This window comes from Ktedonobacterales bacterium, from assembly GCA_036557285.1.
In the GTDB taxonomy this organism is placed as follows: Bacteria; Chloroflexota; Ktedonobacteria; order Ktedonobacterales; family DATBGS01; genus DATBHW01.
In genome coordinates this window covers 36,078-62,797 of the sequence record DATBHW010000034.1, presented here as the reverse complement: position 1 = coordinate 62,797, position 26,720 = coordinate 36,078, and the positions used below count along the sequence as shown (strand labels likewise).

The following is a 26,720-nucleotide window of genomic DNA, read 5'->3' as shown; positions in this document are numbered from 1 at the left end:
GTGAGGTAGGGCAGCATGAACCAGCAAGCAACACAACATTATATCGTAGAGCTTAGAGAAGGGAAGAGCAGCAGATGAGCCACTTTATACCCCAGGATGCCGGGTTCGAGGCCCGCGTGCGCACCAGCTTCACGCGCCAGCAGGTCATGATCACCCTGGGCGCGACCATGACCCACGTCGCGCCTGGCGAAATTGAGATACAACTGCCCTTTCGCCCCGACCTCACCCAGCAGAATGGCTTCCTCCACGCGGGCATCATCACCACCATCGTTGACAGCGCCTGTGGCTACGCCGCCTTCAGCCTCATGCCTGCCGACGTGGGCGTCCTGACCGTCGAGTACAAAGTCAACTTCCTCGCCCCCGCCCAGGGCGCGTTCTTTGCCGCGCGTGGCCGCGTCACCAGACCCGGACGCACCATCACCGTCTGCTCTGGCGAGGTCGTTGCCGTGCAGGAAGGCCACGAATTGCTTATAGCCACCATGCTCGCCACCATGATGGCCGTCCGTGACCGCCCCAACGCCGCCGAATAGCCGCCGCCCGGCCAGCGGTTCACCCTCACTTTTTGTTCTTCGGATTATACGGCGCGATCAGGTCTTCAATCTCTTTCAGCGTCGCCTGCCGCTCTTCCTGCGAAAGATTCTTATCCCCCAGCTTCTTCGTCAGATAATCATACTGCGCCTTCACGTGCGGCGGCAGTTCCTCAATCCACGCAAACTCCCCCGACTTCTTCACCTCATCGGCATAGCTCTTGCCCCGCCGCAAAAAAACCGCGATCTCCTCTTTCGTCAGCTTCCCCAGGTCTTTCCCCTCATCGAAAATCAGGAACAGACTCCAGCCGATAGCCTCCGTCAGCCCGAACGTAATCGTCGCGTTCGTCAGCGAACCAAACAGCGGGATAAAGCTAAAGACCCCCTTCAGCACAATCATCCCCAACTCCCGCCCGATCACCAGCGTCACAAACCCCATAATCGCCGACTCATCCAGCTTGCGATTGAACACATTGCCCAGCGCAAAAGCCATCGCCACCGTGATAATCGTCCCCCCCGCCGTATCCGTCACCACCGACACCCCCGGCAAAATCGCCGACGCTCCCGACCACGTAGCCGCCGCAATCGCGCTGCTGTGAATAATAATGTGGGCGCTCGTCTTCTGGGCATCACTTGCCATAACTCACCTTCCTTTCGCTGCCGACCATCCGTACTGTGTATTGTTATCTGCCTTCACCCTTGACTTCTACCCAATCAGCCGGTATACTCTACTCAGCATTCCCAACCAACCGCGCCGCGCACCTTGACAACTCAACTATACCACGTAGCGCCGCCAGTACCAATCGCTGGCAGCGCCACTCACCCCACTCCTGACCAACGCCGGGCATGGGGCTGGGAGCATTCTATCACCCGATAGAGTTTCCCCCTCTCAGCGGCCATCTCCTGAGCACCCAGGCGAACAGCCTATCGCCTGGCCCGCGCGCATCAGGGGATGGCCGTTTCACTTCCAGCGCCGCCTGCGCGAGATCACACTAAGGAGGCAGAGAACATGTCTGAGTCTGGCTGATCCTTTTACTCCAAGGGGATACCGTTATGACCATAGGTCATGGTCATAACGACCACAGGTCATGGTTATAATGACCATGACCCAAGATTTTTATCGTATAACAGTGGGGTGTTTATGATGAACCTGACGCTCATCCCGGTTCGCATTGGGGCGACGATTCCGCCAATTGATGTTCTACAACTTCCTGATGGACGGCTGGGGGCCACACTGCGCTCCTTATGTCGGATTCTAGACATCGATTTTAGCAGCCAGCTTGCTCGTGTGAGAAGGCATCCCAAGCTTTCTCAGGCTCTAGTCTTAGTGCCAATGCCGTTTGGAAGTACCACTATAGAAATGCACGTCTTACTCCATTGGGCGATTCCTATCTGGGCTGCTGGTCTGCAAGTTTCTCGGTTGCCGGAGGCAAAACAACCAGTATCGTTGGCATTGCAGCAAAAGGCTGTTGACCTGATTGAACGAGCCTTTGCCGAGCGAGCGGCCAATGCGAATGTCCCGCCTCCTCCCAGCCAGGCTTCAGCGCCTCAATCCGTCTGGCAGGAAGGGCATGCCTTCCTGCATCACCTGGAAAGTGAGTTTGAGGTGCTGCGCCGCCAGCCGCATGCAGACCAGCAGGAGGTAGGCGCCCGTCTGGCGGCAGTGGAAGAGACCCAGCAACACCTCGAAGAGCGCGTCACCACGCTGGAAGGCGGGCCAGCGCGGCCCATTGTGGCCTATTCTGGGCAGCGGCTAAAGCAAATCTACCTGCTGGCGCGCCAGCTGCGCGCCAGCCAGGGCCTGCCCATCGGTGAAACGCTGGCCGGGCTGGCCGACCACTTCGAGGTCGAGGACGTTTCCGACCTGCCCGAAAGCGCCTGGCCTGCCGTCCTCGACTGGTTCGACAGTCTGCAATAGGATGCTAAGCCAGCATCCACCCGTACCGCCGTCGTCCCGACGGCCCACCGCTCGAAAGCCGCGAAGGCTGGCGCTACGCGCCAACGCCGCCTGCGCGTACCGCCGTCGTCCCGACGGCCCACCGCCGCGCCCGCGCCAACGCCGCCCTTCCAGGCAAACGCCGCGCCGCCGCGGGTGGGGAGTCCCTGTAGAGGGACTTGGTGGCGCAGCCCCTAGCCGCGGTTTTTAACCACCAGGGTGGGGGCGTCCCTCGCCCGCCGATATGTCCTGATTGAATGGGAAAACATCATCAACCGCCAGCCTGCCCCCAGCCCTCACAGCGGTGGGCGCAGGCGCTGAAACCACGCCCCCAGAAACTGCCCAACCGAGCGCCGCGCCAGAAACAGCGCCCCCAGCGCCCACCAGAACAGAATAATACGGATCAGCGAAAAATTCGCCCCCCCGATCAACAGCAGCAGGCTCCCCAGCGTAATCGAACCTGCCGTCGGCAGGCTGCGCCAGTGGAACGCATAGGCACTCACCAGCAAAATCAACAGCACCACCAGCGCCAGCCAGAGCGTCATCTGCCCGCTCAGCAGCAGATACGCCAGGCTGCCCAGCCCACTCACACCATCCGCCACATTTGCCAGCGTCCCGCTCCCCGTCCCTTCCGCGCCAGAAGCCAGCGCGTGTTGCAGCATCGCGCACGTCCAGATGACCAGCGGCAGCAGCGCCGCGACTCCCAGCGCCTCATTCCCCCAGCGCCAGCCCAGCACCGCCAGCAGCGACCCCAACCCCAGGCGAACGGTCAGCAGCGTCTTTGCCAACTGTTTCTGCACACCAGGCCGCGCGCCGCGCCCTCGGAACCGATATGAGCGCCCCTTCCAGGTCACGCCCGCCCCAAAGATCGCCTGATAGGTAGAATAACAAGTCATCAAAATCGTCATCAGCATCGTCAGCCCGTGTAAAAAAGCCATCCAACGCCGCATATGAAAGCGTTGAGCCAGCAGCCAGCGCGCAAACCAGCCTAGCAGAATCTGGCTCAGCGGCAGCCAGAACCAGGCCGCATCGAAGCGCCGATTCACCAGCCCGGCAGCCAGAAACCCATACGGCGCCAGATACAGCGCGATGCACGCAGAAATCCCTGGCAGCAGGCCAGAGAGCGAATAGTTTATCGCCGCGAACGTCGTTTTTGCCAGCCCGTGCCACGCCTCCACGAAATTATGATAAAAGCGCACCCGCGTCAGCGCCGTCCCATCAATCCACACCACCAGCCCCCCGCGCTGCTTCACCAGCCGCGCCAGCTTCATATCCTCCACAATATCTGTGCGCGTCGCCTCGTGTCCCCCCACCCGCTCATACCACTCGCGCCGGAACAGCAGAAACGGCCCCATCGCCCCCGCCAGCAGCGGATATTTGCGCCCCGCCACCAGACCCATCGGCAGGAACGTCCCAAACGTAATCGGCACCAGCGGCAGCAGCAGCGCCTCGCCAAAGCTCTCTTCAAGCACCAGCGGCATCATCGTCAGCAAATCCGCTTGCTGCTCCTGCGCGAACGCCAGCGCCGTCGAAACCGCCCCCGGAGCGTGAACCGTATCAGCATCCACAAACAGCAGCCAATCGCCACGCGCCTCCCGCGCCAGTCGCGCGCACGCATAGGCTTTGCCGTGCCAGTTCGGCGGCAGCGGCCCCCCTCGCAGCAAGCGCACCGACGGATAGCGCCCCGCCAACTCCTCCACCATCTCCGCCGTCCGGTCCTCGCTCTGGTCGTCCCACACCAGAATCTCCAGGTGGGGATAATCCTGCTGGGCCAGCGACTCCACACAGCGGCCAATCGAACGCTCCTCATTGCGCGCCGGTATCAGCGCCGAAACCAGCGGCCCATCAACCGGCGGCGCCCGCTTCGCAGGTCGGCGGAACAGCCGCAGATTGTTGATCGTGTTGACCAGCATCACAGCCAGAAGAGCCGTAATAACACTCTGATAGATCAGCATACGCGCCTCGACTCCGCTAGATCAGTAGAAACAACTCGTCCCCGCGCTCGTGGCTCTTTCCCTGACACGTTTTCGAGCCGCACATGGGAGCGGCGGGCGCCACCCCCGTCCCCTCCCGCCCCAGCACAGAGGCTGGCGGTACAGGCGGCCACTTGTAGCGCCGCCTTCCAGGCGGCAGGGGGGCCGTGGGGGCCTGTACCGCCGCCGTCCCTGGCGGCGAACGGTGGGGGTCTGGCGCGCCCCAGGAATATGGCCCTGCAAAAAAAACTGTCGGGGAGCGTACCCTAGTGCGCGTTCGCATCCTGCGATGCCGCCTGATCGCTGCCTTCCGCATGATGAAAGCCCGGCTTCCCCCCTCCCTCCCACGGATGCGCCCCCCACACCTGCGTCTCATGCTGGCGATCCAGCAGCTTCTTCACCCCCGCCATCAGCACCATCCCCAGCGCGTAGACCGTCACCACTGGCGACGGCCCCACCACCAGCGGCAGGAAAATCACCCCCAGCGCAGAGACAATCACACTCGGATTGAAATCGCGGAAAAACACATAGGCCAGCCCCAGCAGCGCCAGCCCCCCAAGCGCGGCCAGCGGCGAAAGCCCCAGGATCACCCCCAGCATCGTCGCCAGCCCCTTACCCCCCTGCCCATGCAGAAAAAAGCTAAACTGGTGGCCCAGCACCGCCGCGATCCCCGCCAGCCCGATACCCCAGATCGGCACGCCCAGCGCCAGCCCCCCCAGGTACACCGCCAACCCTTTCAGCATATCCAGCGCAAACGCCAGCACACCCCAGCGAGGCCCAACCACATGCCACACATTGCGGCTGCCCACATTACCCTCGCCTACCTCGCGGATCACCAGGCCAGTGCGCCATTTGGTGATGAAATGCGAGAAAGGGATGGAGCCAAGGAGGTATGCCGCCAGAAGAAGAAACAGAATGCGTATCGTCATCGTCGTACCCCCAGTTAGGAAACTCCTACCCTGGATTTCAGCCGAACGGCTCCCTCATCTCAGGAGCCACAACCACATTCCTCTCTCCTATTATAACACTGGAACCTTACTACCAGACAACCTCAGAAGCAGCGCCCGCCTGTATAGCACGCAACTCCAATGCCAAACAGATCGCCCGCGCCACAATTTCTCAGGCCGCTGCTACACACCTCTCGAAAGCAAACAGCAGCCCTCCGGCCATCTGACCGGAGGGCTGCTGTCGTACCAGACTGGCACGCGGCTGATCTGCTTACTTCACCTCGATCACGCCGCCAGCCTCTTCCAGCCGCGCCTTTAGCTGTGTCGCCTCCTCCTTCGAGACCGCCTCCTTCACCGGCTTGGGCGCGCTATCCACCAGGTCTTTCGCCTCCTTCAGCCCAAGCTGCGTGATCTCCCGCACCACCTTGATCACATTAATCTTCTTCGTCGGATCAGCAATAGAAGCCAGCACCACGTTAAACTCAGTCTGCTCCTCAACGGGCGCCGCCACTTCAGCCGTCCCACCAGCCGCCGGGCCAGCCGCCACCGCCACCGGAGCCGCGCTCACGCCCCACTTCTCTTGCAGCGCCTTCCCCAGCTTCACCAGATCAAGCACGCTCAACTTCTCAATTTCAGCAATGATGTCATCAACAGCCATGAAAATCTACTCCTTCTCTCTCTGAATCTCTCTGAATCTCGCAAACTCTGCGCACATCCCAACGAAACACCAGCGCCGCGCTCACGCCTGCGCGCCGCCCAACTGATCCACACGCGCCTGAAGCACATACGCCAGATCGCGCAGCGGCGCAATAAACACATTCACCAGCGAAGCCGCCGGGCCTTGCAGGCTGCCCACCAACTGCGCCTGAAGCTGCGGGCGTGTCGGCGTCTTCGCCAGCGAATCAACCTGCGCTGGCGAAATCAGCCGATTCTCCAGAATCCCGCCCTTAATCACAATAATCCGCTGCGTGCGCGCGTAATCGCTCACCACCTTGGCAACCGTCACCTCATCGTCATACCCCAGCGCCAGCGTCGTCTGCCCCGCCAGCAGCGGCGTCAGCCCCTCCACCTTCGCCCGCTCCGCCGCAATGCGCAGCAGCGTATTCTTCACCACCTGAAGCTCCGCCTTCGACGCCCCCAGCTTGCGCCGAAAATCCGTAATCTCCGACACCTTCAACCCCTGCGTTTGCAGCAAGACCCCCGCCTTGCTGCGCTGAAGCTTCTCCGCCAGCTCCTCAATCCATTCAGCCTTTGCCTGAGTTGGCATATCCGATTCCACCTCCTTTCTAACAAACATCTCCAGCAAACACCCGCGCCAGCCACAAAAAAACGGGCCATCGAGCGGCCCATCTGCCGAACTCGAAGACCCATCCCGCCGCGCTGCCCAATCTCTAGGAGCAGCCCCAACGCCTGGAGCGCCCTGCCTGGGTAGGCGCGCATCCCATTCGTCGCGGTATGTACTTCGCCTCGGCGGGCCGGACCAACTCCAATTTTTTCAACATCCTCACCGGAGTCGAATACGCTGGTCCTCGATTAAGCACTCCCTATCGAGCGCGCCTGCTGTCTCTGGCGCATCGTTGATTAAGTTGTGAACCTATCGTACCACGCCTGATACCCCCTGTCAAGCGCACAAACGGCCAGCCACTCGTAGCGCCGCCGTCTCGGCGGCCAGCCCGTAGCGCCGCCTTCCAGGCGGCCCACCGCCGCGTATCCACGCGAACGCCCCTTGTAGCGCCGCCTTCCAGGCGGCTACCGCTGCGCCAGGGCGAGCGTTTGCCCTGCGGGCTAGCACACCAGCAGGCCAGCGTTGAGCCGCCAAGATGGCGGCGCTACAAGGGGCAACCCCCGATAGGTGGTGGAACAACCGACCCGCCCCTTGTAGCGCCGCCTCCAGCCGCGATTTCAACCGCCAGGGCGCTCCCGCCAGTCAACCTGCGCCACCTCCCCGCCCACAATCGTCACCACCTCAGCAACATCCCCATCATTCCTCCAGATACGATACGTCCCTTCCCGCAGCGCCAGAAACAGCGCCGCAAACACCGAACCCCCATTCACCCGCCGTTCCAGCACCGCCGTATGCGTCCTGCGTCCATCCTCCCCTTGCGGGCTGACCTCAATCTCCTCGCCATGCAGCCCCGCCCCCGTATAAATAATCAGCGCCCCAACATCCTCCCCAATATCCAGCGCCGCCGCCCCCTTATGCAGGCTGTAATCGCCATGCTCACCATGCTCGCCCATCGCTTGCCCTCCTTTGATACGATAATAACGCTCCCCCACTCCTACCGCTGCGCTTCCAGGCGCTGGCCCCCGCAAGCAAAGCGCGCGCCTGGCAGTTTTACCCGTCCAGGCGCGCGCCCCTTCACCTCTTCCAGCAGCCATCCCCTACGACGACGGCGTATCGTAGCCATCCAGCGGCACACCCAGATACGGGAACGTATCCAGATAGCGCCCGCTCAGATCGGGTTGCTGAATATCCGTCACCAGACTCGCCGCCCCATCCGGCACAAAGCTCGGCTCAACCAGCGGCAGCGTCGCCCCCGCCACTGCCCGAATCTCTATCGTCACCACATCATCAGCCACCCGACGGCCATTCGGGAACCCCGCAATATCGCCGCCCAGCAGCCCCAGATTGTTCGGATTGGACGCTGGTGGAATCGCCATATTCAGCCGCAGCAGGTCCGCCGGAGTCTTGCCCGTAAAATTGCCAGGGAAGCCCGGCGCTACCCCATTCGGAATCCCCGTCATCAGAATCGCCACCAGGTCCGACCGCACCCCCTTGAACGCCGCCAGATTCGGGAACACCCCCGGATACAGCACGGGCAGCAGACCCGCCAACTCTGGACGCTGCACATACTTCAAGAACTGCGCGTCATTCACCGGATGCGTCGCGTTCCAGCGATCCTTCTTGCTCATGGGGATGACGACCTCGTTCACCAGCGGATTCCCCAGCCGCGACACCTGCACCCACGGCCCCGTATCCCAGTCTGGACCATTCCCCGCCTCGCGCATCTTCGCCTTGTGGCGGCTGGCCGACGCAAACACCCCAATCACCGAACGAATATCCTTCGGGTCTGTCGGATCCCAGCCCACGTTCGTAAGCTGATTCTTCGGGATCTGAATGGCAATCGTATGCACATTCACGCCCTTGACCGCATCCACCCCTGCCGTGTTTGGCGGATTCGGAATCAGATGCAGACTCTGGAAAGGCCGCAGCGCCGCCAGATCGAAAACCGACCCCAGGTCCACATAGAAACCCTCGCGCCGCTGCCCCGCAAACACCTTAATCCCATGACCCAGATCGTGAACAGCAGCCTGCGCCAGCGCGCTATAATTGGGCATCGAGCGCACGCCCACATTACACGGCGGGCAGGTCAGATTCTCTCCCAACACCTTCCAACTGCCATCCCCCTCCACCCGCGTCACCGAATAGAACTGGGGCCGATTCCAATGCGTATCACCCAGCGAAAGCACCTGCCCCGTATTGTACAGGAACGTATTCGGGTTGCGGATCTTCGTCTTGAACCGGAACTGAAAGATAATGTTATCTTTCGAGTTCCCATTATTGTCAATATGGATCTGATACAGCACATCATCGCCAAACTCATAGAAATTCGGACCACCCGCCGGACCCTCCAGCGGAATGAAATTGGCGATCAACGTCACCGTATCCGGCCTATCCGGGCTGACAAAAGCGTACACATCCGTATTGTCAGCCACCGGATCTTTAGAAATCTCAGGGGCCTCACGATGAGACGACATGTATGCACCTCACACAAAAGAAACTGAGCTAACTGCCCGCAGCCTCCACTACTTACTGCGCGGCATTCAACAAGCGGTTCGCCAGATCGCTGTCGTGGATAATCACCTGCTTGTCATCCGCCAGCAGCACCATCTCCCCCTTGGAAGCATCCCGCAGGTACAGCGTCAGCGGCCTCTCCAGCGTCGCCGCAAACTTTGCCGCCTTCTGCGCCTGATTCTGGCCGATCACCACAGCCGGTACCCCGACCCCCGCGCCAATCGCCACCGCCCCCGCCGAAGCGCCGATAATAAACTTGCGCCGTGAGACGTTCTTCATTTGCTCTCCTCTCAACATCAGAGCAAAACCGCATACCATCAAAAGCATCGATCCAAAAGCACGAGTCGAATGTACATTCGCTGACCAACTCTAAGTACACCGACCGGATGTGTCTGGATTACAAAAAAACAGACACACCTTCTTATGGAGAGGAGAAAATCAAACGAAAAGGAGAAAATCAAAGAGGAACATCATCCCCGCCGCCCCTGGCGGCCACTTGTAGCGCCGCCTTCCAGGCGGCTCACCGCTGCGCCCGCGCGCCCGCCGCCCTTCCAGGCCAACGCCGCCTGTACCGCCGCCTTCCTGGCGGCTGAAGGCCGCGCCGCCTCCAGGCGCGGCCTTCAGCCGCCAGCCCCCTCCCTGGTGGTCAGACCGAAAAGCGAGCGTTCATCCGCTCGCTCGCCTCTTTCAACTCACCCGCCGCCTCCAGCAGCGCGTAAATCTCCGCCGCCAATTCACGCATCCGCTCACTTTGCGCCTTTTGCGCCGCCCCCGCCGCCTGCATATTCAGCGGCCTCTTCAGCGCCCCCTGTGCCTGCTGCGCCACATCCAGAACCGCCTGCACATACGCCTCAACCGCCTTGGTGGCCGCCAGCATTTCCGGCGCCGCCCGCCGCGCCCGACTCAACACATCATCGGCGCGCCGCTGCACCTCCTCTATAGCCGCCTCGCTCGCCCTGGATGGCGTCTTGCTCGCCTCGCTCCTGTGCTTCCCCCCCGAAACCTCGCTCGGCCTCGTAATGCTCCCAATGCACTCCACCCGCTCCACCTTCAGCCCAATCGAGTTCAGCTCCGCATTCACCTCTCGCACCAGCGCCTTCCCAAAACTATTCTGGTGCATATTCGCCAAATCCTCCTCCAGATCCGCCAGCAGCCGCTCCCCCACCCGCCGCCTCATCACCCCCGCCACCGTATCGCGCACCCGCCGCTCGCGCTTCAACTGACTTTCCAGCGCCACCTCCGCCACCTGCTGCCGAAACTGACTGAAAAACAGCGTCGTCATCTTCTCGTGAATACCCCAGCTAAGAATCATCACCAGCGGAGCCAGCGCCTCCCCATCCCCCGACCTCAGCCCCATCAACGGCATGTGCGCGCTCACCGTCTCCAGCGAAAGAAACCCCCTCAACTGCTCTCTCCCAAACCACACCCACGTCGGGCCTGGCGGCGCAAGCGTTTTCAGCGCCCCATTGGCATACGTCACCAGACCAATCGTATTGTTCGGGATGTCTGCAACCGAAGTCTGCCGAATAATCAACGTCAGAATCAACGCAAACAGCGCAATCGTCGTAAACGTCGGCACACTCATGAGGAAGGTAAACAGCGGCTGATAAATGAAGGAAAGACCCGTATTCAGCAGCGCAAAAACCGCGAAAAAAAACACAAAAACAACCATCACATGCTTCAAGATGGTTGTTGAGGACGCCTGACGGATCATACAATCCCCCTTTTGCCAGCTTGCCAGGCTGCTTTCTATCCGAGAACCACCAGCAACACCGTACTTCTCGAATGTCGGCACAGCCAACAGAAGCTAGCAATCAGGGAATGATAATCACCCTCTACTCCTCATAGCATAGCAGAAGGAGCCAGCCCATGTCAACGCTCCCGAACGGTTCTAGCAAACATGAGGTGGTGGCAAGCGAGGCATGGTACTTGTAGCGCCGCCTTCCAGGCGGCCACCGCCACTTGTAGCGCCGCCTTCCAGGCGGCCACCGCTGCGCCAGCGCGAGCGTGCGCCCTTCAGGCCACCGGACCAACAGGCCAACGTTGAGTCGCCAGGAGGGACGCGCGAGCGACCAACGGGAGCGAGAGGACGGGGCACCAGCCGAGGCAAGCAGCCCAGGCCGCAGGCCGGGTTCCCGCAAGGGCCGCTCCCCAAAGGGGGGGTCAAGCGGCTCTGGCGAAGCCCTTCCCGCAGGGGGGCGGCGCTACAAGTGGCAACCCCCGATAGGTGGTGGAACTCTCCCGAACCAAGGTTCCACCCAGAACCAGCGGCCAGCCATTGCCCTCCTGAACAAACGCCGCATGCTCACCTGCCAAAGCGGCGCGCCTTCCCGCGCCGCCTCTTCTGTGGGCCTCGCCCTTTCAGCCTGTTCAACCGGCGCTCATGCACAAGCAATCGCTCAATCGCCGCCGCCAACAAACGCTCTTGGCTCACATGATTATGCTCGCTTGCTGACGATTGTGCTGCCTGCGCCTCCAGCGCCGCCAGCCGTCCGCCCACCGCCAGCGCGTCGGCATCTAGTGACGCCTCTAACGCCGACAGAGCAGCATGCAATGCCTGCCAGGGCGATGAGAGAAGTGTCTCAGATGGCTCTCCAGGGGAAGTGGAAGAAGTTGGAGTGTTTGTAGACAGATTAGAGAAGAACTGCCGACACAGCGCGGCGGCCACTTCACGCTGCATGGTCAATAATCGTTCTCGGTAAGCGGGGGAACGCCCTCCAGCGCGGATGCTCGCAAGCCATAAGGGAACGCCCCACGACAGCAAGACATTGACCACCTGTTCCCCGCCTGCCGTCTCTATTTTAGCCAGAACCAGGGCCAGAGACAGTACCGGATGGGTACGTAGCTTTTGTGCCTGGCTGCGAGTTCGCAGGTCTAATGCCTCGCAGAGCATCGAGAGGACAGCACCGGTTTGCCCATCAGGCAAAAGAACAGCAATCAATGATACGCTCGCTACCTTCAATTCAGCCTGTGCCACCGGAATGAGTTCGGTTTCTGACATAAATATACTCCTCTTGTGTAAGGGGGTCCGTAATCCAGACCCCCTTTGCCAAAGGGGGTCCGTAATTCGGGCAACTTTTATGGTAAGGGGGTCTACATTATAGACCCCCTTTGCCCAAGGGGGTGTCCATTCGACACCCCCTTTGCCCCAACACACACATGCTTGTGGATAACTCTGCCAATCCCCGGCATTTCTCCCCAGTGGCCGCATACGAAGCGGCCACCTCTGGCCTGTACGGTATGCCCTGCCAGCAGGTGGCCGCTGAGAAATCATCATCTCAAAGATGATAGAATCTTCCAGCCCCGTCCACTGGCTCGTACCAGATGTGGGGTCAATGGCGCTTGCGGTGTCTTTTGCACCCTGGCGCCATGCCATAGCGCCTGTAGTTATCCACAACTGCGCAATCCGCAACAACTTGTGGATAACTATAGGCGCTTTTTGCTCACCGTCAACCAGCTAACGAACCCCTGCCCCGCTACGGAACCACCCCATACACCCACGTAAACGACCACGTAATCCCCATGCGTGGAACCTCCTCCCGCGCATGAGCAAGCAAAGTCGCACACTCCTCCTGAGTGAACAGACCAAGCCTCACAAAAATAGGAGCCATAGCCTGCGCCGCAGACAGCATATCGGCGGCCAGCATCTGCCGCTGCCTCACCTCCTCGCGCCGCACACCAATCTGAACCGTCCGCTCCTTGATCCGAATCAGCCCCGCCTCGCGCAAATACCCCGCCAGATAGCGCGCCGGATCAGCATGCAGATTGCGCCCCTTCATCAACCGATCAAAAGTCGTTGCCAGCGTCGTAAAACTCGGACTTGCGCTAACCGGCAGCCCGCCAGAATCCCCCACCTCCACGTATCCACCCGGCCTCGTCACCCGCCGCATCTCACCCACCACATGCGGCCACTGGTCTATCGGCACAAAAGGCGCAATTAAGCGCGCAAACGTAAAATCAAACGTCCCATCCTCGAACGGAAAACGCTTGAGCGCGTCAGCCTCCAGAAACTGAAAATTCCCCGGAAACTGCCCCCCTGGTCCCAGCGTCTTCAGCGAAGCCTCCAGCGGCTTCCGATCAAAATCGAACCCCATCACCCGCGCCTGTGGAAACTCTTTCGCCAGCTCCCGCCCCCAGACACCCGTCCCACACGCCACATCCAGAATCATGCGCGGCGCTCGCAAACGAGCAGCATAGTTGCGACCAAATGCCACCTTCAGCAAATGATGCTGAAGGTCCAATCGCCCACCCTCAGCCTCATCCTTCGGAAGCACATACGGACTTTCGATCAACATCCGCCGCCCACCAAAAACACTCCAACGGCGCGCCTCCGCGCCTGCCTCTTCCCGCGTCTGAAGAGAGCGACGAAACCAACCCCAAAAACGCATAAACGAGTCCTTTCCTTTCCTTCACTCCTGCCCTTCGCCCCTCAACCCGGAGGGCCGATGCAGATACGCGTAGAGATCATCCCAGGGATACGGCCCTGGGCAAAACGCCCGATCATTCGGCGCAATACTCGCGTGCGTCGCAATCCCACCCGCAGCATCGGCGGCCCGCGCCGGAATACCAAACCTTTCGCAGAGCCACCTGATCAGCCTGAAACTCGCCTGCCCCTGCGCCTCCGTCAACTCCTCCCGGTTATCCGGCGACGGCTTACAATGCTCAATGCTCACCGTCAGCAGATTCGCATTGATCCCCCTCGGCCAGAACGGATCGGCCCCCGGCTGTGGCCCCCCATTGCCCCACGCCGCATCTTCAATCAAACAGCACTGCACTACCGCCCCATCGCGCCCGATCACAAAATGCGTCCCCGCCTCAACCGGGCTGCTCTGAAAATACCGCGCCACCTCCTGCGCCGATCCCGGCATCCCCGTCCCATGTACCACCACATACCGCAGCGCCTGCCCATTGCGGCCCTGTGTCCCCTGCGGATAGCCATACTTCTCATGCGGCATCCAGAGCGCCTGCGGATACTGCGCCCCCACCTGGAGCCTCCTTTAGAACCTGACTCGAAAACCTGACCTGAACCCATCATACCAAACCACCACTCGTACCCCCGCCATCCCTGGCGGCCCACCGCCGCTTGTACCGCCGCCATCCCTGGCGGCCCACCGCCGCGCTATTGCTTCCGCTGCCACAGCGCGCACGCCGCGCCAATACGGGTGGGGAGTCCGTGTAGACGGACTTGGCGGCGTCCGCAGACGCCCCTAGCCGCGACTTCAATCGCCAGGGCGGCGCAGCCTCCGGGCGCGGCCTTCACCCCCCGCGCAGCCGCCCCAGCGCATCCAGCCCTCCCAGCAGCGTCAACTCATCCTCAGCCGCCACCACCATCTCCAGCGGCGGCAGCGTCATCAGCCTCCCCTCCCGCCGCAGCGCGATCACCAGCGCCTGCTCCTCATCCCGAATCGCCTGAACACGCTTGCCCACCAGCCTCGCGCCCGCGCGAACAACATACCCGTCACTGGCAAGCAGCCGATTGCCAACAAAGAACGCCTGGCTCACCCCACCTAGAATCGCCGCCGCCGCCAGCGTCGAGCCAGCCAGTTCCGACGTACTGTACGTCGTCGAAATATGAAATAGTTCGCCCAGCTTCTCCGCCAGCGTATCGCTGAACACCCGCAGCACCAGATGCAGGTGCGGATGCGCGCGCCGCGCCGCCAGACCAATCTGAAGATTCACCAGATCATCCGAAGTCACCGCCGCAATCGTCGTCGCCTGATGCACCGCCGCCTTCTGGAGCGTCTCTATATCGCGGGCATCCCCGATGATCCGTCTCACCCCCTCAAGACCCCTGATCTGCTTCGAGAACGAAATCTCCCCATCATCCACATGGATCACCGTAATCTGCGGGCGTGGGTGAAGACCATACAGGCGCTGCACCACCCGATAACCCACCTTGCCCAACCCACACACAACCACATGATCCAGCCGCTGGCCCGGCTGGCCCCCGCGCCCCGTCGAAAGCGCCCCCATCTGATCACCGCTCAACACCTTCAGGCTCAGCGTCTCCAGCGCATCCAGCGAACCAAGTACCACCAGCCGATCCCCTGCCTTCAGTTCTTGCGCAGCAAGCGGCTGCCCCGCTCGGCCAGCAGCGTTCTCATACGCCAGCACCCGCACCCCCTCGCCCTCCTCGAACTTCCACAGCGGCCCCGCAAACTCGCTGCCAGCCTGAATCGTCAAATGCGACACACCAAGCAAGTCGGCATTGTCATCCAACGTCAACACATAATCAATCTGATGGCTCACCGCCGCCGCCGCCAGCGTTGCCGCCGCCAGCGCCGGCACGCTAAAAACCGTGTTCAGGCCAAAGCTCCGCTCCAGATTGCGATCAAGCTCCTCACTGAAGATGCGCAGAATCGTCTTGATGCCTGGCTGCCCCGCACGCGCCGCCAGCGCAATCTCAATATTGAGCAGATCATTATTCACATCGGCCACAATCGCTCGCGCGTACTTCAACCCCGCCTGGCCCAGCGTCGCTGGCTCGCGCGCGTCGCCAATCACCACCGGAACTTTCAAGTGCAGCGCCCGGCTGATGAACTCGCTCGCCGCATCGCGCTCGATCACCACCACATCCGAGCCTGCCTCCAGCAAGAGCGTCACCACCCGCAGGCCAACATGCCCTAATCCGCACACGATCACATGGCGGCGATACGTCGAAGCCAACGCAACCTGCCAGGCGTCACGACGATTGCTCTTATCCAGAATCAGCCGCCCAAAATTGAGCGCACCCTGCGCCAGCAGCGCCAACCCAAGCAGCGGCGCAGCAAAGAAAAGCGCCTGCCCCGGAAGATCGGCGGGCAGCTTCTCCTCGCTCGCAAAGAGCAGCAGCTTCACCGCCTGATAGAGCGCCAGATGCAAATCCAATCGTGGGCGATAGAAAAAGTGAAAATACAACGTCCCGATCAGAGCAACCAGCGCAAAGCCCACCAGCACTGTTGACGACTCCCGCGCCAGCAGCGCCAGATCATACAGATTCGCCCGGAACAACCGCCACACAGAATAGTGGCGGCGTAGTTGGCGGCTGCGCCTTGCCCTGCGGCCCGCCGGAGTAGTCTGCCCCATCGCTGGCTCTCCCCTTGCCCAGAATACAGACACCTGCCCCTCAAGAGCAAGCTGCCCAACCAGAGCATACCAAACTGGCGGCGCCCACGTCAAGAAGCGCGCCTGCTCCCCCACCTATACCGCCGCCTTCCAGGCGGCCAACCCGCCGCCACTTGTAGCGCCGCCATCCCTGGCGGCTCACCGCCGCGCCCGCGCGCCCGTCGCCCTTGCACGCCAACGCCGCCTGTACCGCCGCCATCCCTGGCGGCCCACCGCCGCGCCCGCGCGCCCGCTACTTGTAGCGCCGCCTGGAAGGCGGCCCACCGCCGCGCTATTGCCACCACTACCCTTCCAGGCCAACGCCGCCTGTACCGCCGCCGTCCCTGGCGGCCCATCGCCGCGCCAGCGTGCACGTCGCCCTCGTCGCAATCCCCGCGCTATTCGGGCGGGGAGCCTCCGCAGGGAGGCTTGGCGGCGCAGCCTCCAGGCGCGGGCGCGCGAGCGAGCGTAGCGAGCGAGAGGACGGGGCAACAGCAGCGGCCCGCGACCGAGCGCAGCGAGGGAGAATGCGGGAACTGGGCTGCGCGAGCGACCAACGGGAGCGAGGACCTCTCGCTCGACGAGGCCCAGCCGAGGCAAGCAGCCCAGGCCGCAGGCGCGGCCTTCAGCCGCCAGCCAACCTCGGCTTCAGTAATGACCGCTGGGGATGGGGGCGGCTACCCCACCGCCTCCAGCGCCTGCTGGAAGACCGCCAGCGCAGCCGCCTGACCCAACTGCGCCACCAGCGCCAGATACAGACGGCGTAGTTGCACGCCCTGCGCGATCAGCAGCGTATTGCGCGTCATCCGGCTGATACTGCCCAGCGGCGCTTCAAGCGTGCGCCGCGTCACCTCCACCTCGGTCAGCACCAGCGTGCTTTTCGTCTGCTGGCTGGCGCGCGCTAACTCGGCATCGTTCAGGCGGCGGCAGTGGGCGCTCTGCACCGCCAGCGGCGTCTGCTGGCCGTCAAAGAGCGGAGGGCGGCGCAGGGCGCGGGTCAGGACAAGCCGCAGCGGCTCCGGCAGGGTCAGCGTAAGCAAGCGGATGCCGTATTCGCGGCGCAGCGGGTTCGAGAAACGGTAGCGGCCAAAGGGTGGACGCGGCGGAGGGGGTGGGAAACCACCTGGGATTGCCATGAGAGAGACTCCTTTCGACTTCGTGAGCGAACAACTCAAGACGCCGAAACGGCCCCCGCCTGATGCAGTGGAAAACACCCGGCTTGCCAGAGCAGGGGAGCGCAAGCCGCGCGTTCCCCTGATAACAAGTGGCGTCCCAACCGTTTGCAGGAGGAGGCCGAGGAGCAAACACTCTCCGAAGAGAGTCCAGATGGTAGAATGCCCAAAGCCCCACTCCTGGTCTCGCCAGGGTTGGGGTAATGACGTGGCGATGTTTACTACGTCGCTGCGTCATGCCGTTCGGTCCGGCTCGGAGCAAGACTTCTTGTTCCGAGCAACCTTAGTATAGCAGGCGGTGTCGCTTCTGTCAAGCGGCGTAGGACGAAAGGGTTCCGCCAACTATTGGGGGTTGCCACTTGTAGCGCCGCCTTCCAGGCGGCAGGGGGCTGCGGGGATGGTGTACCTGTAGCGCCGCCATCTTGGCGGCCACCGCTTCGCCAGGGCGAGCGTTCGCCCTCCAGGCCAGCGGACCAGCAGGCCAACGTTGGCCGCCGAGACGGCGGCGCTACAAGTAACAGGTCTCGCTTGCTAACACCTCATTTTTGGTGGAACCGGACGAAAGTCAGCCCGATCAGCATGAGAAAGCCAGTAGTATATATCGTGAACGGCTTGCCCGGAACCGGCAAGACCACCCTGGCAAAACGGCTCGCGGCAGATGCGGCGCTCCCGGTCTTCTCCAGGGATGACCTGCATGAGACCCTCTACGACGCGCTTGATTGTCGCAGCAACGGCCTCCCCCCTGCGCTTGGCTCGGCCACGTTTGCCCTCCTCTACCACGTCGCGGGCCTGGTGTTAGCAGCGGGCCAATCGCTCATTGTCGAGGGATTTTTTGGTCGCCCCGCATTACGAACTGCCGAGTTTCTTCGTCTGCAACACCGGTACGATTTCGAGCCGTTTCAGATTCTGTGCAGGGCAGATGGGCAGGTTCTCCTGGATCGCTTCCTGGCGCGTGCCGGAACGTTAGAACGACATGCCAGCCATCAGGATCGGGAATGGATTGAACAAAACAAAGAGCGGCTCTTACAAGGGCGGCTTACGCCGCTTGCCCTTGGCGGCCAGGTCGTCGAAATCAACACCACCACGCCGCACAGCTTTGATTATGCTGGCCTGCTTCACCAAATCCGCGCCGCCCTCCGTCACTCGTAGCGCCGCCATCCTGGCGGCCCACCGCCGCGCTATTGCCACCATCGCCCTTCCAGGCGCACGCCACTTGTAGCGCCGCCTTCCAGGCGGCCCACCGCCGCGCAGGCGCCCGCTGCCCCTCTGGGGCAGGGTGACGCTGTAAAAGTGGCGGATACCTGCTATAATCTGATCGGTAGCCTTGATTGGTGTCGAGCAAGGAAGGAAAGAAAGGACATCCATGATCGCTCATACGGGACGGCCACGCATCTGGTGGCCGGTCCTGGGTGTGTCGGCGCTCTTCGCCGCGCTGGGGCTGCTGCTCATCGCCGCGCCCACAGCGCGTGCCGCCAGCGTCGAAGTTCACGATGACGCGCACGTCTTGAATACTGAGCAAGTGCAAAACGAGGCAGCCACGCTGCCAGATCCTATCCGCATCTTCACCACTAACAGCTTCACTGGCAGTGCTGACGAGTTTGACCAGCAAACGCGAGACGCTGTCAGTGATGTCAACACTCTGGTGATCAACATTGACACCGTCCAGCGACACATCGCCATCTTTGGCGGCAAAGCACTCCCATTGACAGACAGCCAGTATAATGACGCCGTTAACGCCTTCAGAAACGCCTTCGGCGAAGGCGACTATACCGGCGCAACCATCGCCGCCATTGATTCACTGCGCGATAGCTTGCAAAGCTCTTCACCCAATTCAGGAGACAATACCGGAAACACAGGAACCGATCCCACGAACGGGGACATTGGCAGCGGAGACCCAACCACCGGTATTGTTCCCACCACAGGAACCGATTTCAACCCCTTTAATCTGCTCCTCATTCCTTGTATTGGCTTCGTGATCGTCATAGGGCTGATCGCTGCCATTGTCGGCGGTTCACGCTCCCGGCGTCGCGGCCCATTCGACGGCCACCCACCTTATGGCGGCTTCGGGGGTGGCTCCACCCACCACAGCGGCTTTAGTGGGGGCAGTTCTTTCGGTGGTGGCAATGCTGGCGGTGGGGCCAGCGGCGGCTTCGGTGGTGGCAATGCTGGCGGCGGAGCCAGCGGCAATTTCTAAACACCAGATTTCAGCTTGCCGAAGCCATAAGCTAGCGAGCAGTAGTGTTTCACGTGAAACACTACTGCTCGCTAGCTTAACATTACCTCTACTATTCGCGCCTCCCTGGTCTCGTCCAGAGAGAGCGTCACGATCACCTCATTGCGCGTCGGGCGCGCCTGCCAGCCCTCTAGCGCCTCTTTATTCAGCAGCACACTCCGTATACGCGGCTGTGCTCGGCTGGCCGCAAAGGGCAGATGAACCTCTAGCTGAAGCTGGTGGCGCTCAGTCCGGTAGGAGCCGTCTGGCGGCTCTAGCGTAATCGAAAGCCTGCCGGACACCTGCCAGGCAAAGCCGGAGCGTGTCAGGCAGAATGCCCCATTGCGATACTCGTTGCTCAGGCCGTCATCCTCGTACAGCGTAGATACCCCCGCGCCATCAGTCATTGGCACGTAGAGCGCCAGCGTCAACGGGTCGCTGGCGCGCTCGCCTGTATGCTGCATCACCGGCCCCAGCGGCAAGAAGGCTCCGGCGCGCACGAACAGGGGCAGTTCATCCAGCGGCGCGCGAACCTCGACCCAGGCCGGACCATGAAAACGCTCGCCCGACCAGAAATAGGCCCACTCGCCAGCAGGCAGATACAGGCGGCGCGTGCTGGCTCCTGGCTCATAGACCGGCGCGGCCAGCAGATCGCGCCCCAGCAGAAACTCATCCTCGATCTCCCAGGCGCTCTGATCGTTGAGCGCGTGCCAGAGAAGCGGGCGCATAATCGGCGCGCCAGTCGTCGCCGCTTCGTAAAAGAGCGTCGTCAGATAGGGCAGCAGCCGATAGCGCAGTTCCAGGTAGCGGCGGTTGATGCTCTCATAGGGTTCGCCAAATGCCCAGGGTTCCTGGTGGATCGTGTGGGCGCTGCTGTGGTTGCGGCAGAACGGCAGCAGCGCGCCAAGCTGTGTCCAACGCGTCAGCAGTTCGGCGTTGCCGCTGCCCCAGAAGCCGCCCACATCCACGCCCACGAACCCCACGCCCGATAGCCCGATATTGAGGCACATTGGTATCGCCAGCCGCAGATGCTCCCACATGCTGGAGTTATCGCCCGTCCAGAGCGCGGCGTAACGCTGCACGCCCGCGTAAGCCGAGCGCGTCAGCACGAAAGGACGCTCATCAGGCCGCAGCCGTTCCAGCCCTTCGCGGGCGGCCCGCGCCATCATCGAGCCATAGGCGTTGTGGAAAGCCAGATGCGGCAGCGCGCCTGTCTCTGGGCCATGCCGCGCCTGCGGGGGCAGCGTGCTGCCCCAGGGTATATTCAGTTCGGGGGCAAGCTGGCTGGTCAGCGACGGCTCGTTCATATCGTTCCAGATGCCATCCACCCCCACGTCCAGCAGCGCCGTGTGCAGATCGCCCCACCACCTGCGCACGTCGGGGCGGCTGAAGTCAGGGAAAGCCGCCATACCCGGCCAGACGGGGCCATGAAAGACCTGGCCGTCCGGCAGCGCGCAGAAATAGCCCTGGCGCACGCCCTCTTGATAGACCGCATACGTCGGGTCTTGCTTGACGCCGGGATCAAGGATGGTGACGACGCGAAAGCCCTGCTCGTGGAGGTCAGCGATCAGCCCCTGCGGGTCGGGGAATCGCTGCGGATGCCAGGTGAAGTCGCGGTAGCCGTCCATATAGTCAATGTCCAGCCAGAGCGCGTCGCAGGGTATCTGGCGGGCGCGAAACTCGCGGGCCAGCTTACGCACCCAGCTATCAGGATAGTAGCTCCAGCGGCACTGATGATTGCCCAGCGCCCAGCGCGGCGGCAAGGGCATGCGCCCGGTGAGCCGGGTGTAGCGCGCCAGGATCGTCTGCAACGCCTCTTCGCCGGTGCCCGCAAAGAAATAGTAGGTCAGCGCGCCTTCGCCCGCGCCCACGCCAAAGGTCAGGCGGTCTGGCTGCGCAGCGCCCAGATCGAACTCAGTCAGGGCGGGGCTATCCAGAAAGATGCCATAGGTCAGCGGTGGCTGCTCGCGCACGCTCAGGAAGAAGGGGATCGCGGCATACATGGCCCAGGTTTTATCGTCGTGCGGCCCCAGCGGATCGGTGTTCCAGAGCAGGAAGCGCGAGCCGCGTTTGTTCATTGGGCCGGTGCGTTCGCCGAAGCCAAAAAGATGCTCGTCCGGCGTCAGGACTTTGGCGCAGCGCGTTCCCCATTCGCCGCGCTGTACGATAGCGGGTGTCGGGCCTGGGTCTTGCCGCGTGATGCTCAGGGCGTCGGGCGCATCCGCGCTGAGCAAGACGCCTTCGCTGTTGAAGAACGCCAGGCGAAACGCTTCGGGCGCGAGCGAAACCCTGATCGCCATGTCGGGCGCGCGAATGATCAGGCTGGTATCTGGCGCTTCTTCGACCTCCAGCGGAACCAGCGGCCAGGCGTCTTCTGGCTCAGCGACGGCCCAGGAGCGCGGCGGCTCCTGCTGGCCCTCCGGCAGCAGGTCCACGCGCGCCAGATCAGCCGCCAGGATGGTCAGGCGCACGCGGGCGCGGCTCTCGCTGGCGGTAAAGGTGAAGCAGCGGCCCTCGCGGCCAGTCAGGACAGCGGGGCCGATGTCAATGGAGGTGGGCTGAGGGGCAGCGCCAGGGCGAGCCAGCGCGCGGGACGCTTCTTCTGGCGAGTCTGGCGGTTGGGCTTCGGACATGCACGTGTTCTCCTTCTTAATGGCCTGTTGGTATAGATGGTAGCATATGGCGTAAAATGTTTCACGTGAAACACTTTAGGGTTCTACCAAATCTGAGGTGTTGGCAAGCGAGGCGTGGTACTTGCAGCGCCGCCTCCCTTCGGGAAGGGCTTCGCCAGAGCCGCTTGACCGCGCTGGGCGCGGCCATGCTCGCTTCCGTTGGTCGCTCGCGCGTCCCTTCTTGGCGGCCAGCGTTGGCCTGCTGGTCCGCTGGCCTGGAGGGCGAACGCTCGCCCTGGCGCAGCGTTAGCCGCCTGGAAGGCGGCGCTACCAGTGGCCCCCGATAATTGGTGGAACCACACTTTAGCGCGTGCCAAGCACTCAGATATGTTTCACGTGAAACATATCTGATCGGTTGTATAGCATCAGATTGATAAAAAATGTTTCACGTGAAACACTCCATTCATCATGAGCTGACTATCCAAGCGTGCGGATATGTTTCACGTGAAACATATCTGATCGGTTGTATAAAGTTGGAAGGAGCGCGAGGAGCAGCGACTCAAGGAGCAGATCGAGATGGCAGAGCGATCACGTCTTTCAGCGGTAGTGAATCCAGAGGTGGCGGCGTTTCGTGAGGAGGTGCTGGCGACGTTTCCCTATCGGGAAGAGGCCAAAGACTGGCTGCGAACGATGGTGGATTTCGAGGTGGAAGATTTGCACAGCACGCGCGGCGGTGGCTTCTGGTATCCTGAGCAGAACAAGGTCTTTTTGTATACGGCGCAGTATGAGGCGGCGATTCATGAACTGGCGCATGCCTGGCGCCACTTTCGGCGCGTCGGCGAGGAAGACGCGATGATCGAGACGACGATCAAGCTTTCCCAGGAGACTGATTCGCGCTATGAGCGGATGGCGAAACTGGCCTACGAATACATACATGGGATTCCTGAGCGTGGTTGGGCGGGCCTGCTGGTGGACCGCAACGATTGGGAGATGTACGCGGGGCTGGCGAGTGGGATGATGGCCGATATGCGTTTGATTCCGCCGTATGTGCGCCCGTTCTACGCGGGGATGTATGTGCTGCTGCCCGATGACGCGCCTTCGCCAGCGGCGCTTGCTGCGCATCATTAGCTGGCGCGCTGGTGAGGAATCGTGAAAACGTGTTTCACGTGGAACATAGCAAGCGTTCAGATATGTTTCACGTGAAACATATCTGAACGCTTGCTGGGATGGAAAAAGTGTTTCACGTGAAACATTTCCGCTTGTATGCTACCACGCCGTTAGTTTTTCTGCGACTACGATCATCCGCTGGCTTTGCAGCGAGAAGGGCTGTCCTTCCCAATCATAGCCACTGACGCGCTGGAATCCCACCTGCCGGAGCCACGCAGCCAATTCGTGATAGGAGAACTCGCGCACAAAGAAGCGCATATGGGATTCGTGGCCCTCAAAAAGGATCAAGCGTTCTGTATACACCCGGCCAGAGGAGACATCGTAACGCCGCTTATCTACCAGATAATTTCCATCGCGTTGGATGACAGAGGCGCGTTGGAAGTTTTTGAGTAGGAGTTCCCGGTTATTCAAGTCCAGGAGCAATTTCCCGCCGGGCTTGAGCGCGCGATAGGCTTCACGGAGTACCTGGCGGTTCTCTTCGTCGGCAAAGTAGCCATAGGCAGACATCCAGTTGATGATAGAGTCAAAGCGGTTGGTCCAGGGGAGGGCGCGCATATCCCCCAGGTGATAGCTGGCGGTCAGATTCTCTGCTGCTGCTCGCTGGCTGGCCTGTTCGAGGAAGGCAGGGATGAGGTCAAGCCCGGCGGCTTGGCAGCCGCGTCTGGCTAGCGCGTTGGTGATCCGTCCGTTTCCACAGGCCAGATCGAGTACTTCCATGCCGGGTCGAAGATCGAGGAGCTTCCAGATCACGGCAACTTCCCTTTCGATGACCTCTGGAAGCATGTCTTCGGGGAAAAAATAATAGTAGTGGTTGAGTGTGAATACCTGCTCGGTATCGAAGCGAGTATCGTCCATTTTATACTATTTCTCCAACTTCAGGCCCTCAGCAATAGGCGCTCTTTTTCCTGGCAGGGCAGCGGATCAGGACAGTACGATGGGCTGCTCATGATTTAGAATGCCTCACACAACCGACGGTTGGCCCCACCCCTGCCGCCTGGAAGGACGGCGCTACAACCCCGCCCCTGCTCGTGCGGAGGGTGTGTGAGGCGCTCTAAGTATACTCTCATTCTCTCTGGCTACTCCTTTTTCTATTGTGTTGTCCTGGGCATAGGAGTTGCGGCGCTTTGTGTGAGCAGCGGCTATCCGACAGAAGTTCTGCGAGGTTCTGCAAAGGAGAGGGCTATGCCTGTTGATGAGCAGGTTCAGCGGGTGCTGGAAGAATATGCGACGTTTGGCGCGGCTCCCCTGACGAGTCTTTCGCCTGAGATGGCGCGGCGGAGGCCGAGCCTTGGCGATGCGGTGAAGGCTTTGCGCGAGCGAGGTGGGGAGACGATGGTCCCGGAGGCGGTCGGGGCTGTGCGTGACGAGACGATTCAGGGGCCAGAGGGCGAGATCGGGGTGCGCGTCTATCGGCCTGAGTTGAGCGGGAGGCTGCCCATGCTGGTCTATTTTCATGGAGGGGGCTGGGTGCTGGGTGGTCTGGAGAGCTGCGATGGGACGTGCCGGGCGCTGGCTAATCTGGTGAGCTGTGTGGTGGTTTCGGTGGCTTATCGGCTGGCGCCGGAGCATCGGTTTCCGGCGGCGGCGCAGGATGCCTACATGGCGCTCCAGTGGGCGGCTGCGGCGGCTCAGGCGTTGGGAGGGGATGCGGCGCGCCTGGCGGTTGGGGGGGAGAGTTCGGGGGGCAATCTGGCTGCGGTGGCTGCGCTGATGGCGCGCGACGGCCAGGCGCATCTGCCGATCTATCAGGCGCTGGCCTATCCGGTGATGAACTACGGGTTTGATACGCCGTCGTATGCACACAACGCTTACGTGAGGCCGCTGACGAGGGATGAGATGCGCTGGTTCTGGAGGCACTATCTGCCGAATACGGCGGCGGGGGCAAATCCTTACGCTTCGCCTTTGCGTGTGGAGGATGTGAGCGGTCTGCCTCCGGCGCTGGTTCTGACGGCTGAGTATGATGTGCTGCGGGATGAGGGGGAGGCGTATGGGCGGCGTTTGGAGGAGGGGGGTGTGCCAACGGTGGTGAGGCGGTATGCTGGAATGACACATGGGTTCCTGGGTATGGCTCCGGTGGTTGAGAAGGCGAGAGCGGGTGTTGTGGAGATGGGGTCGTGGCTGCGGGTGGCTTTTCGGGCTGGGGAGGAGGAGAGGGCGCTGGCATAGGCGCGGCGGCGGGCCGCCTGGGAAGGCGGCGGTACAAGTGGCGGTACAGGTGTCCAGGGCTTCTCAACAGTCGCCCGCGCCACCCCACGCAGGCGGTTAAAACCGCGCCTGGAGGCGTCTGCGGACGCCGCCAAGTCCGCCTGCGCGGACTCCCCACCCGTATAGGCGCGGCGTTTGCACCTGTAGCGCCGCCATCCCTGCGGGAAGGGCCGCTTGCCTCCCCCTGCGGGGAGCGGCCCTTGCGGGAACGGGGTTCCCGCACTCTCCCTCGCTGCGCTCGGTCGCGGGCCACTGCTCTGCCTCGGCATTCTCGCTCCCGGTGGTCGCTCGCGCGTCCCTCCTGGCGGCTGGACGCTGGCCGGCTGGTCTGTTGGCCTGGAGAGCGAACGCTCGCCCTGGCGCGGCGGTGGGCCGCCTGGGAAGGCGGCGGTACAAGGGGCGGTATAAGTGGCGGCCATCACTGCTGCTTGAGCATGCGCGCCTACTTCCATCCCGCTTCGCGGGCGCGGATGATGGCCTGCGCCCGGTCTGCGACCTGGAGTTTGTTGAAGATGTTGGAGACGTGGTTGCGCACCGTTTTCTGGCTGAGGACGAGGCGGCTGGCAATTTCGCTGTTGCTGCATCCCTGGGCAAGCAGCCCCAGGACTTCGCGTTCTCGGTCGGTCAGTTCTGGAAAGGCTTGTGGGAGCGAAGCCTGTCCCAATGCCGCGAAGTACTGGGTCAGACGCTCGGCAATGGCAGGGCTGAAGATGGCTTCGCCGTGACTGACGGCATGAATGGCGCGCAGAATCTCCGCCTGATCGGCTCCCTTGAGGAGATAGCCACGCGCTCCGGCGCGCATGGCGGCGAACACGGAGTCATCTTCTTCGAACATGGTCAGGACCAGGATGCCAATATGCGGGCTGGTGTGCAGTATGGCCCGCGTGGCTTCGATGCCATTGAGTCCTGGCATGTGCAGGTCCATGAGAATCACATCGGGCTGAAGTGCTGCTGCTTGAGCAATCGCTTCTTCGCCTGTGGAGGCTTCTCCGACCACTTCGGTTTCCTGGACCGATTGAAGCAAGGTTCGCACTCCGTCTCGGAAGAGGGGGTGATCGTCAGCGATGAGGATACGAATGCGTTCCAAGGG

At 61.9% G+C, this 26,720-nt stretch carries 26 protein-coding genes; 7 read left to right on the top strand and 19 right to left on the bottom strand.

Annotated elements, in window-relative coordinates; genetic code table 11:
* The first annotated feature begins 74 nt into the window (after positions 1 to 74).
* A complete protein-coding gene (locus VH599_10095; GenBank protein ID HEY7348653.1) occupies positions 75 to 530 on the top strand; it encodes a PaaI family thioesterase in 456 nt (151 codons plus the stop codon).
* Positions 531 to 555: 25 nt separating this feature from the next.
* Here the strand turns inward: VH599_10095 and VH599_10090 are convergent, their stop codons facing one another.
* On the bottom strand, positions 556 to 1,167 hold the full coding sequence (locus VH599_10090; protein ID HEY7348652.1) for a hypothetical protein: 612 nt from the start codon (positions 1,165 to 1,167) through the stop codon (positions 556 to 558).
* Positions 1,168 to 1,668: 501 nt separating this feature from the next.
* On the opposite strand from VH599_10090, the gene VH599_10085 reads away from it, so the two are divergent.
* A complete protein-coding gene (locus tag VH599_10085; protein HEY7348651.1) occupies positions 1,669 to 2,445 on the top strand; it encodes a hypothetical protein in 777 nt (258 codons plus the stop codon).
* A gap of 314 nt (positions 2,446 to 2,759) precedes the next feature.
* On the opposite strand, the gene VH599_10080 is transcribed toward VH599_10085, so the two are convergent.
* The 14 genes from VH599_10080 to VH599_10015 all read right to left on the bottom strand — a co-directional run bounded on the left by VH599_10080 (position 2,760) and on the right by VH599_10015 (position 16,636).
* Entirely contained in the window at positions 2,760 to 4,418 is a 1,659-nt protein-coding gene (locus VH599_10080; GenBank protein HEY7348650.1) for a glycosyltransferase, read from the bottom strand.
* A gap of 284 nt (positions 4,419 to 4,702) precedes the next feature.
* Positions 4,703 to 5,365, bottom strand: coding sequence for a glycerol-3-phosphate acyltransferase (locus VH599_10075; protein ID HEY7348649.1), 663 nt, complete (start codon positions 5,363 to 5,365; stop codon positions 4,703 to 4,705).
* A 289-nt stretch (positions 5,366 to 5,654) separates the two neighbouring features.
* Positions 5,655 to 6,041, bottom strand: a complete 387-nt coding sequence (rplL, locus tag VH599_10070) for a 50S ribosomal protein L7/L12 (protein HEY7348648.1) — start codon at positions 6,039 to 6,041, stop codon at positions 5,655 to 5,657.
* 81 nt (positions 6,042 to 6,122) lie between these two features.
* Positions 6,123 to 6,650: a 50S ribosomal protein L10 gene (rplJ, locus tag VH599_10065; GenBank protein ID HEY7348647.1), complete on the bottom strand. Its 528-nt coding sequence runs from the start codon at positions 6,648 to 6,650 to the stop codon at positions 6,123 to 6,125.
* Positions 6,651 to 7,004: 354 nt separating this feature from the next.
* Complete coding sequence (locus tag VH599_10060) at positions 7,005 to 7,289, bottom strand: hypothetical protein (protein ID HEY7348646.1); 285 nt, start codon at positions 7,287 to 7,289, stop codon at positions 7,005 to 7,007.
* A complete protein-coding gene (locus VH599_10055; GenBank protein ID HEY7348645.1) occupies positions 7,286 to 7,621 on the bottom strand; it encodes a hypothetical protein in 336 nt (111 codons plus the stop codon). Before VH599_10055 ends, VH599_10060 begins: the two co-directional genes overlap by 4 nt.
* Before the next feature lie 144 nt (positions 7,622 to 7,765).
* Positions 7,766 to 9,142, bottom strand: a complete 1,377-nt coding sequence (locus tag VH599_10050; GenBank protein HEY7348644.1) for a DUF4331 domain-containing protein — start codon at positions 9,140 to 9,142, stop codon at positions 7,766 to 7,768.
* Positions 9,143 to 9,194: 52 nt separating this feature from the next.
* Positions 9,195 to 9,458: a twin-arginine translocation signal domain-containing protein gene (locus VH599_10045; protein ID HEY7348643.1), complete on the bottom strand. Its 264-nt coding sequence runs from the start codon at positions 9,456 to 9,458 to the stop codon at positions 9,195 to 9,197.
* 367 nt (positions 9,459 to 9,825) lie between these two features.
* Complete coding sequence (locus tag VH599_10040; GenBank protein HEY7348642.1) at positions 9,826 to 10,893, bottom strand: SPFH domain-containing protein; 1,068 nt, start codon at positions 10,891 to 10,893, stop codon at positions 9,826 to 9,828.
* A 591-nt stretch (positions 10,894 to 11,484) separates the two neighbouring features.
* Complete coding sequence (locus VH599_10035) at positions 11,485 to 12,180, bottom strand: phage antirepressor N-terminal domain-containing protein (protein HEY7348641.1); 696 nt, start codon at positions 12,178 to 12,180, stop codon at positions 11,485 to 11,487.
* Between the two features lie 475 nt (positions 12,181 to 12,655).
* Positions 12,656 to 13,567 (bottom strand): methyltransferase domain-containing protein, encoded by a 912-nt coding sequence (locus VH599_10030; protein ID HEY7348640.1) that lies wholly within the window; start codon positions 13,565 to 13,567, stop codon positions 12,656 to 12,658.
* A 21-nt stretch (positions 13,568 to 13,588) separates the two neighbouring features.
* Positions 13,589 to 14,164 (bottom strand): peptidoglycan recognition family protein, encoded by a 576-nt coding sequence (locus VH599_10025; protein ID HEY7348639.1) that lies wholly within the window; start codon positions 14,162 to 14,164, stop codon positions 13,589 to 13,591.
* A 271-nt stretch (positions 14,165 to 14,435) separates the two neighbouring features.
* Positions 14,436 to 16,244 carry an NAD-binding protein gene (locus tag VH599_10020; protein HEY7348638.1) on the bottom strand — a complete coding sequence of 603 codons (1,809 nt, stop codon included), beginning with the start codon at positions 16,242 to 16,244 and terminating at the stop codon, positions 14,436 to 14,438.
* 89 nt (positions 16,245 to 16,333) lie between these two features.
* The gene (locus VH599_10015) at positions 16,334 to 16,636 is read right to left on the bottom strand and encodes a hypothetical protein (GenBank protein ID HEY7348637.1); all 303 of its coding nucleotides are present in this window, start codon (positions 16,634 to 16,636) and stop codon (positions 16,334 to 16,336) included.
* Between the two features lie 55 nt (positions 16,637 to 16,691).
* Here VH599_10015 and VH599_10010 point away from each other — a divergent pair, with 55 nt between their 5' ends.
* Positions 16,692 to 16,991, top strand: a complete 300-nt coding sequence (locus tag VH599_10010) for a hypothetical protein (protein ID HEY7348636.1) — start codon at positions 16,692 to 16,694, stop codon at positions 16,989 to 16,991.
* On the opposite strand, the gene VH599_10005 is transcribed toward VH599_10010, so the two are convergent.
* Positions 16,940 to 17,398, bottom strand: coding sequence for a hypothetical protein (locus VH599_10005; protein HEY7348635.1), 459 nt, complete (start codon positions 17,396 to 17,398; stop codon positions 16,940 to 16,942). The two genes, VH599_10010 and VH599_10005, sit on opposite strands and share 52 nt — an antisense overlap.
* A gap of 615 nt (positions 17,399 to 18,013) precedes the next feature.
* Between VH599_10005 and VH599_10000 the strand changes: the two genes are divergently transcribed.
* Together VH599_10000 and VH599_09995 are read left to right on the top strand one after the other, a co-directional pair.
* The gene (locus VH599_10000) at positions 18,014 to 18,583 is read left to right on the top strand and encodes an AAA family ATPase (GenBank protein HEY7348634.1); all 570 of its coding nucleotides are present in this window, start codon (positions 18,014 to 18,016) and stop codon (positions 18,581 to 18,583) included.
* Between the two features lie 214 nt (positions 18,584 to 18,797).
* Positions 18,798 to 19,628 carry a TPM domain-containing protein gene (locus tag VH599_09995; GenBank protein ID HEY7348633.1) on the top strand — a complete coding sequence of 277 codons (831 nt, stop codon included), beginning with the start codon at positions 18,798 to 18,800 and terminating at the stop codon, positions 19,626 to 19,628.
* 71 nt (positions 19,629 to 19,699) lie between these two features.
* Here VH599_09995 and VH599_09990 read toward each other — a convergent pair whose 3' ends face one another.
* A complete protein-coding gene (locus VH599_09990; GenBank protein ID HEY7348632.1) occupies positions 19,700 to 22,279 on the bottom strand; it encodes a TIM-barrel domain-containing protein in 2,580 nt (859 codons plus the stop codon).
* A 555-nt stretch (positions 22,280 to 22,834) separates the two neighbouring features.
* Between VH599_09990 and VH599_09985 the strand changes: the two genes are divergently transcribed.
* Positions 22,835 to 23,386 (top strand): hypothetical protein, encoded by a 552-nt coding sequence (locus tag VH599_09985; protein HEY7348631.1) that lies wholly within the window; start codon positions 22,835 to 22,837, stop codon positions 23,384 to 23,386.
* Between the two features lie 138 nt (positions 23,387 to 23,524).
* Here VH599_09985 and VH599_09980 read toward each other — a convergent pair whose 3' ends face one another.
* Positions 23,525 to 24,280 carry a methyltransferase domain-containing protein gene (locus VH599_09980; GenBank protein ID HEY7348630.1) on the bottom strand — a complete coding sequence of 252 codons (756 nt, stop codon included), beginning with the start codon at positions 24,278 to 24,280 and terminating at the stop codon, positions 23,525 to 23,527.
* Positions 24,281 to 24,607: 327 nt separating this feature from the next.
* Between VH599_09980 and VH599_09975 the strand changes: the two genes are divergently transcribed.
* Positions 24,608 to 25,591, top strand: a complete 984-nt coding sequence (locus VH599_09975; GenBank protein ID HEY7348629.1) for an alpha/beta hydrolase — start codon at positions 24,608 to 24,610, stop codon at positions 25,589 to 25,591.
* Positions 25,592 to 26,072: 481 nt separating this feature from the next.
* Here the strand turns inward: VH599_09975 and VH599_09970 are convergent, their stop codons facing one another.
* Positions 26,073 to 26,717: a response regulator transcription factor gene (locus VH599_09970; GenBank protein ID HEY7348628.1), complete on the bottom strand. Its 645-nt coding sequence runs from the start codon at positions 26,715 to 26,717 to the stop codon at positions 26,073 to 26,075.
* Between the last annotated feature and the right edge of the window lie 3 nt (positions 26,718 to 26,720).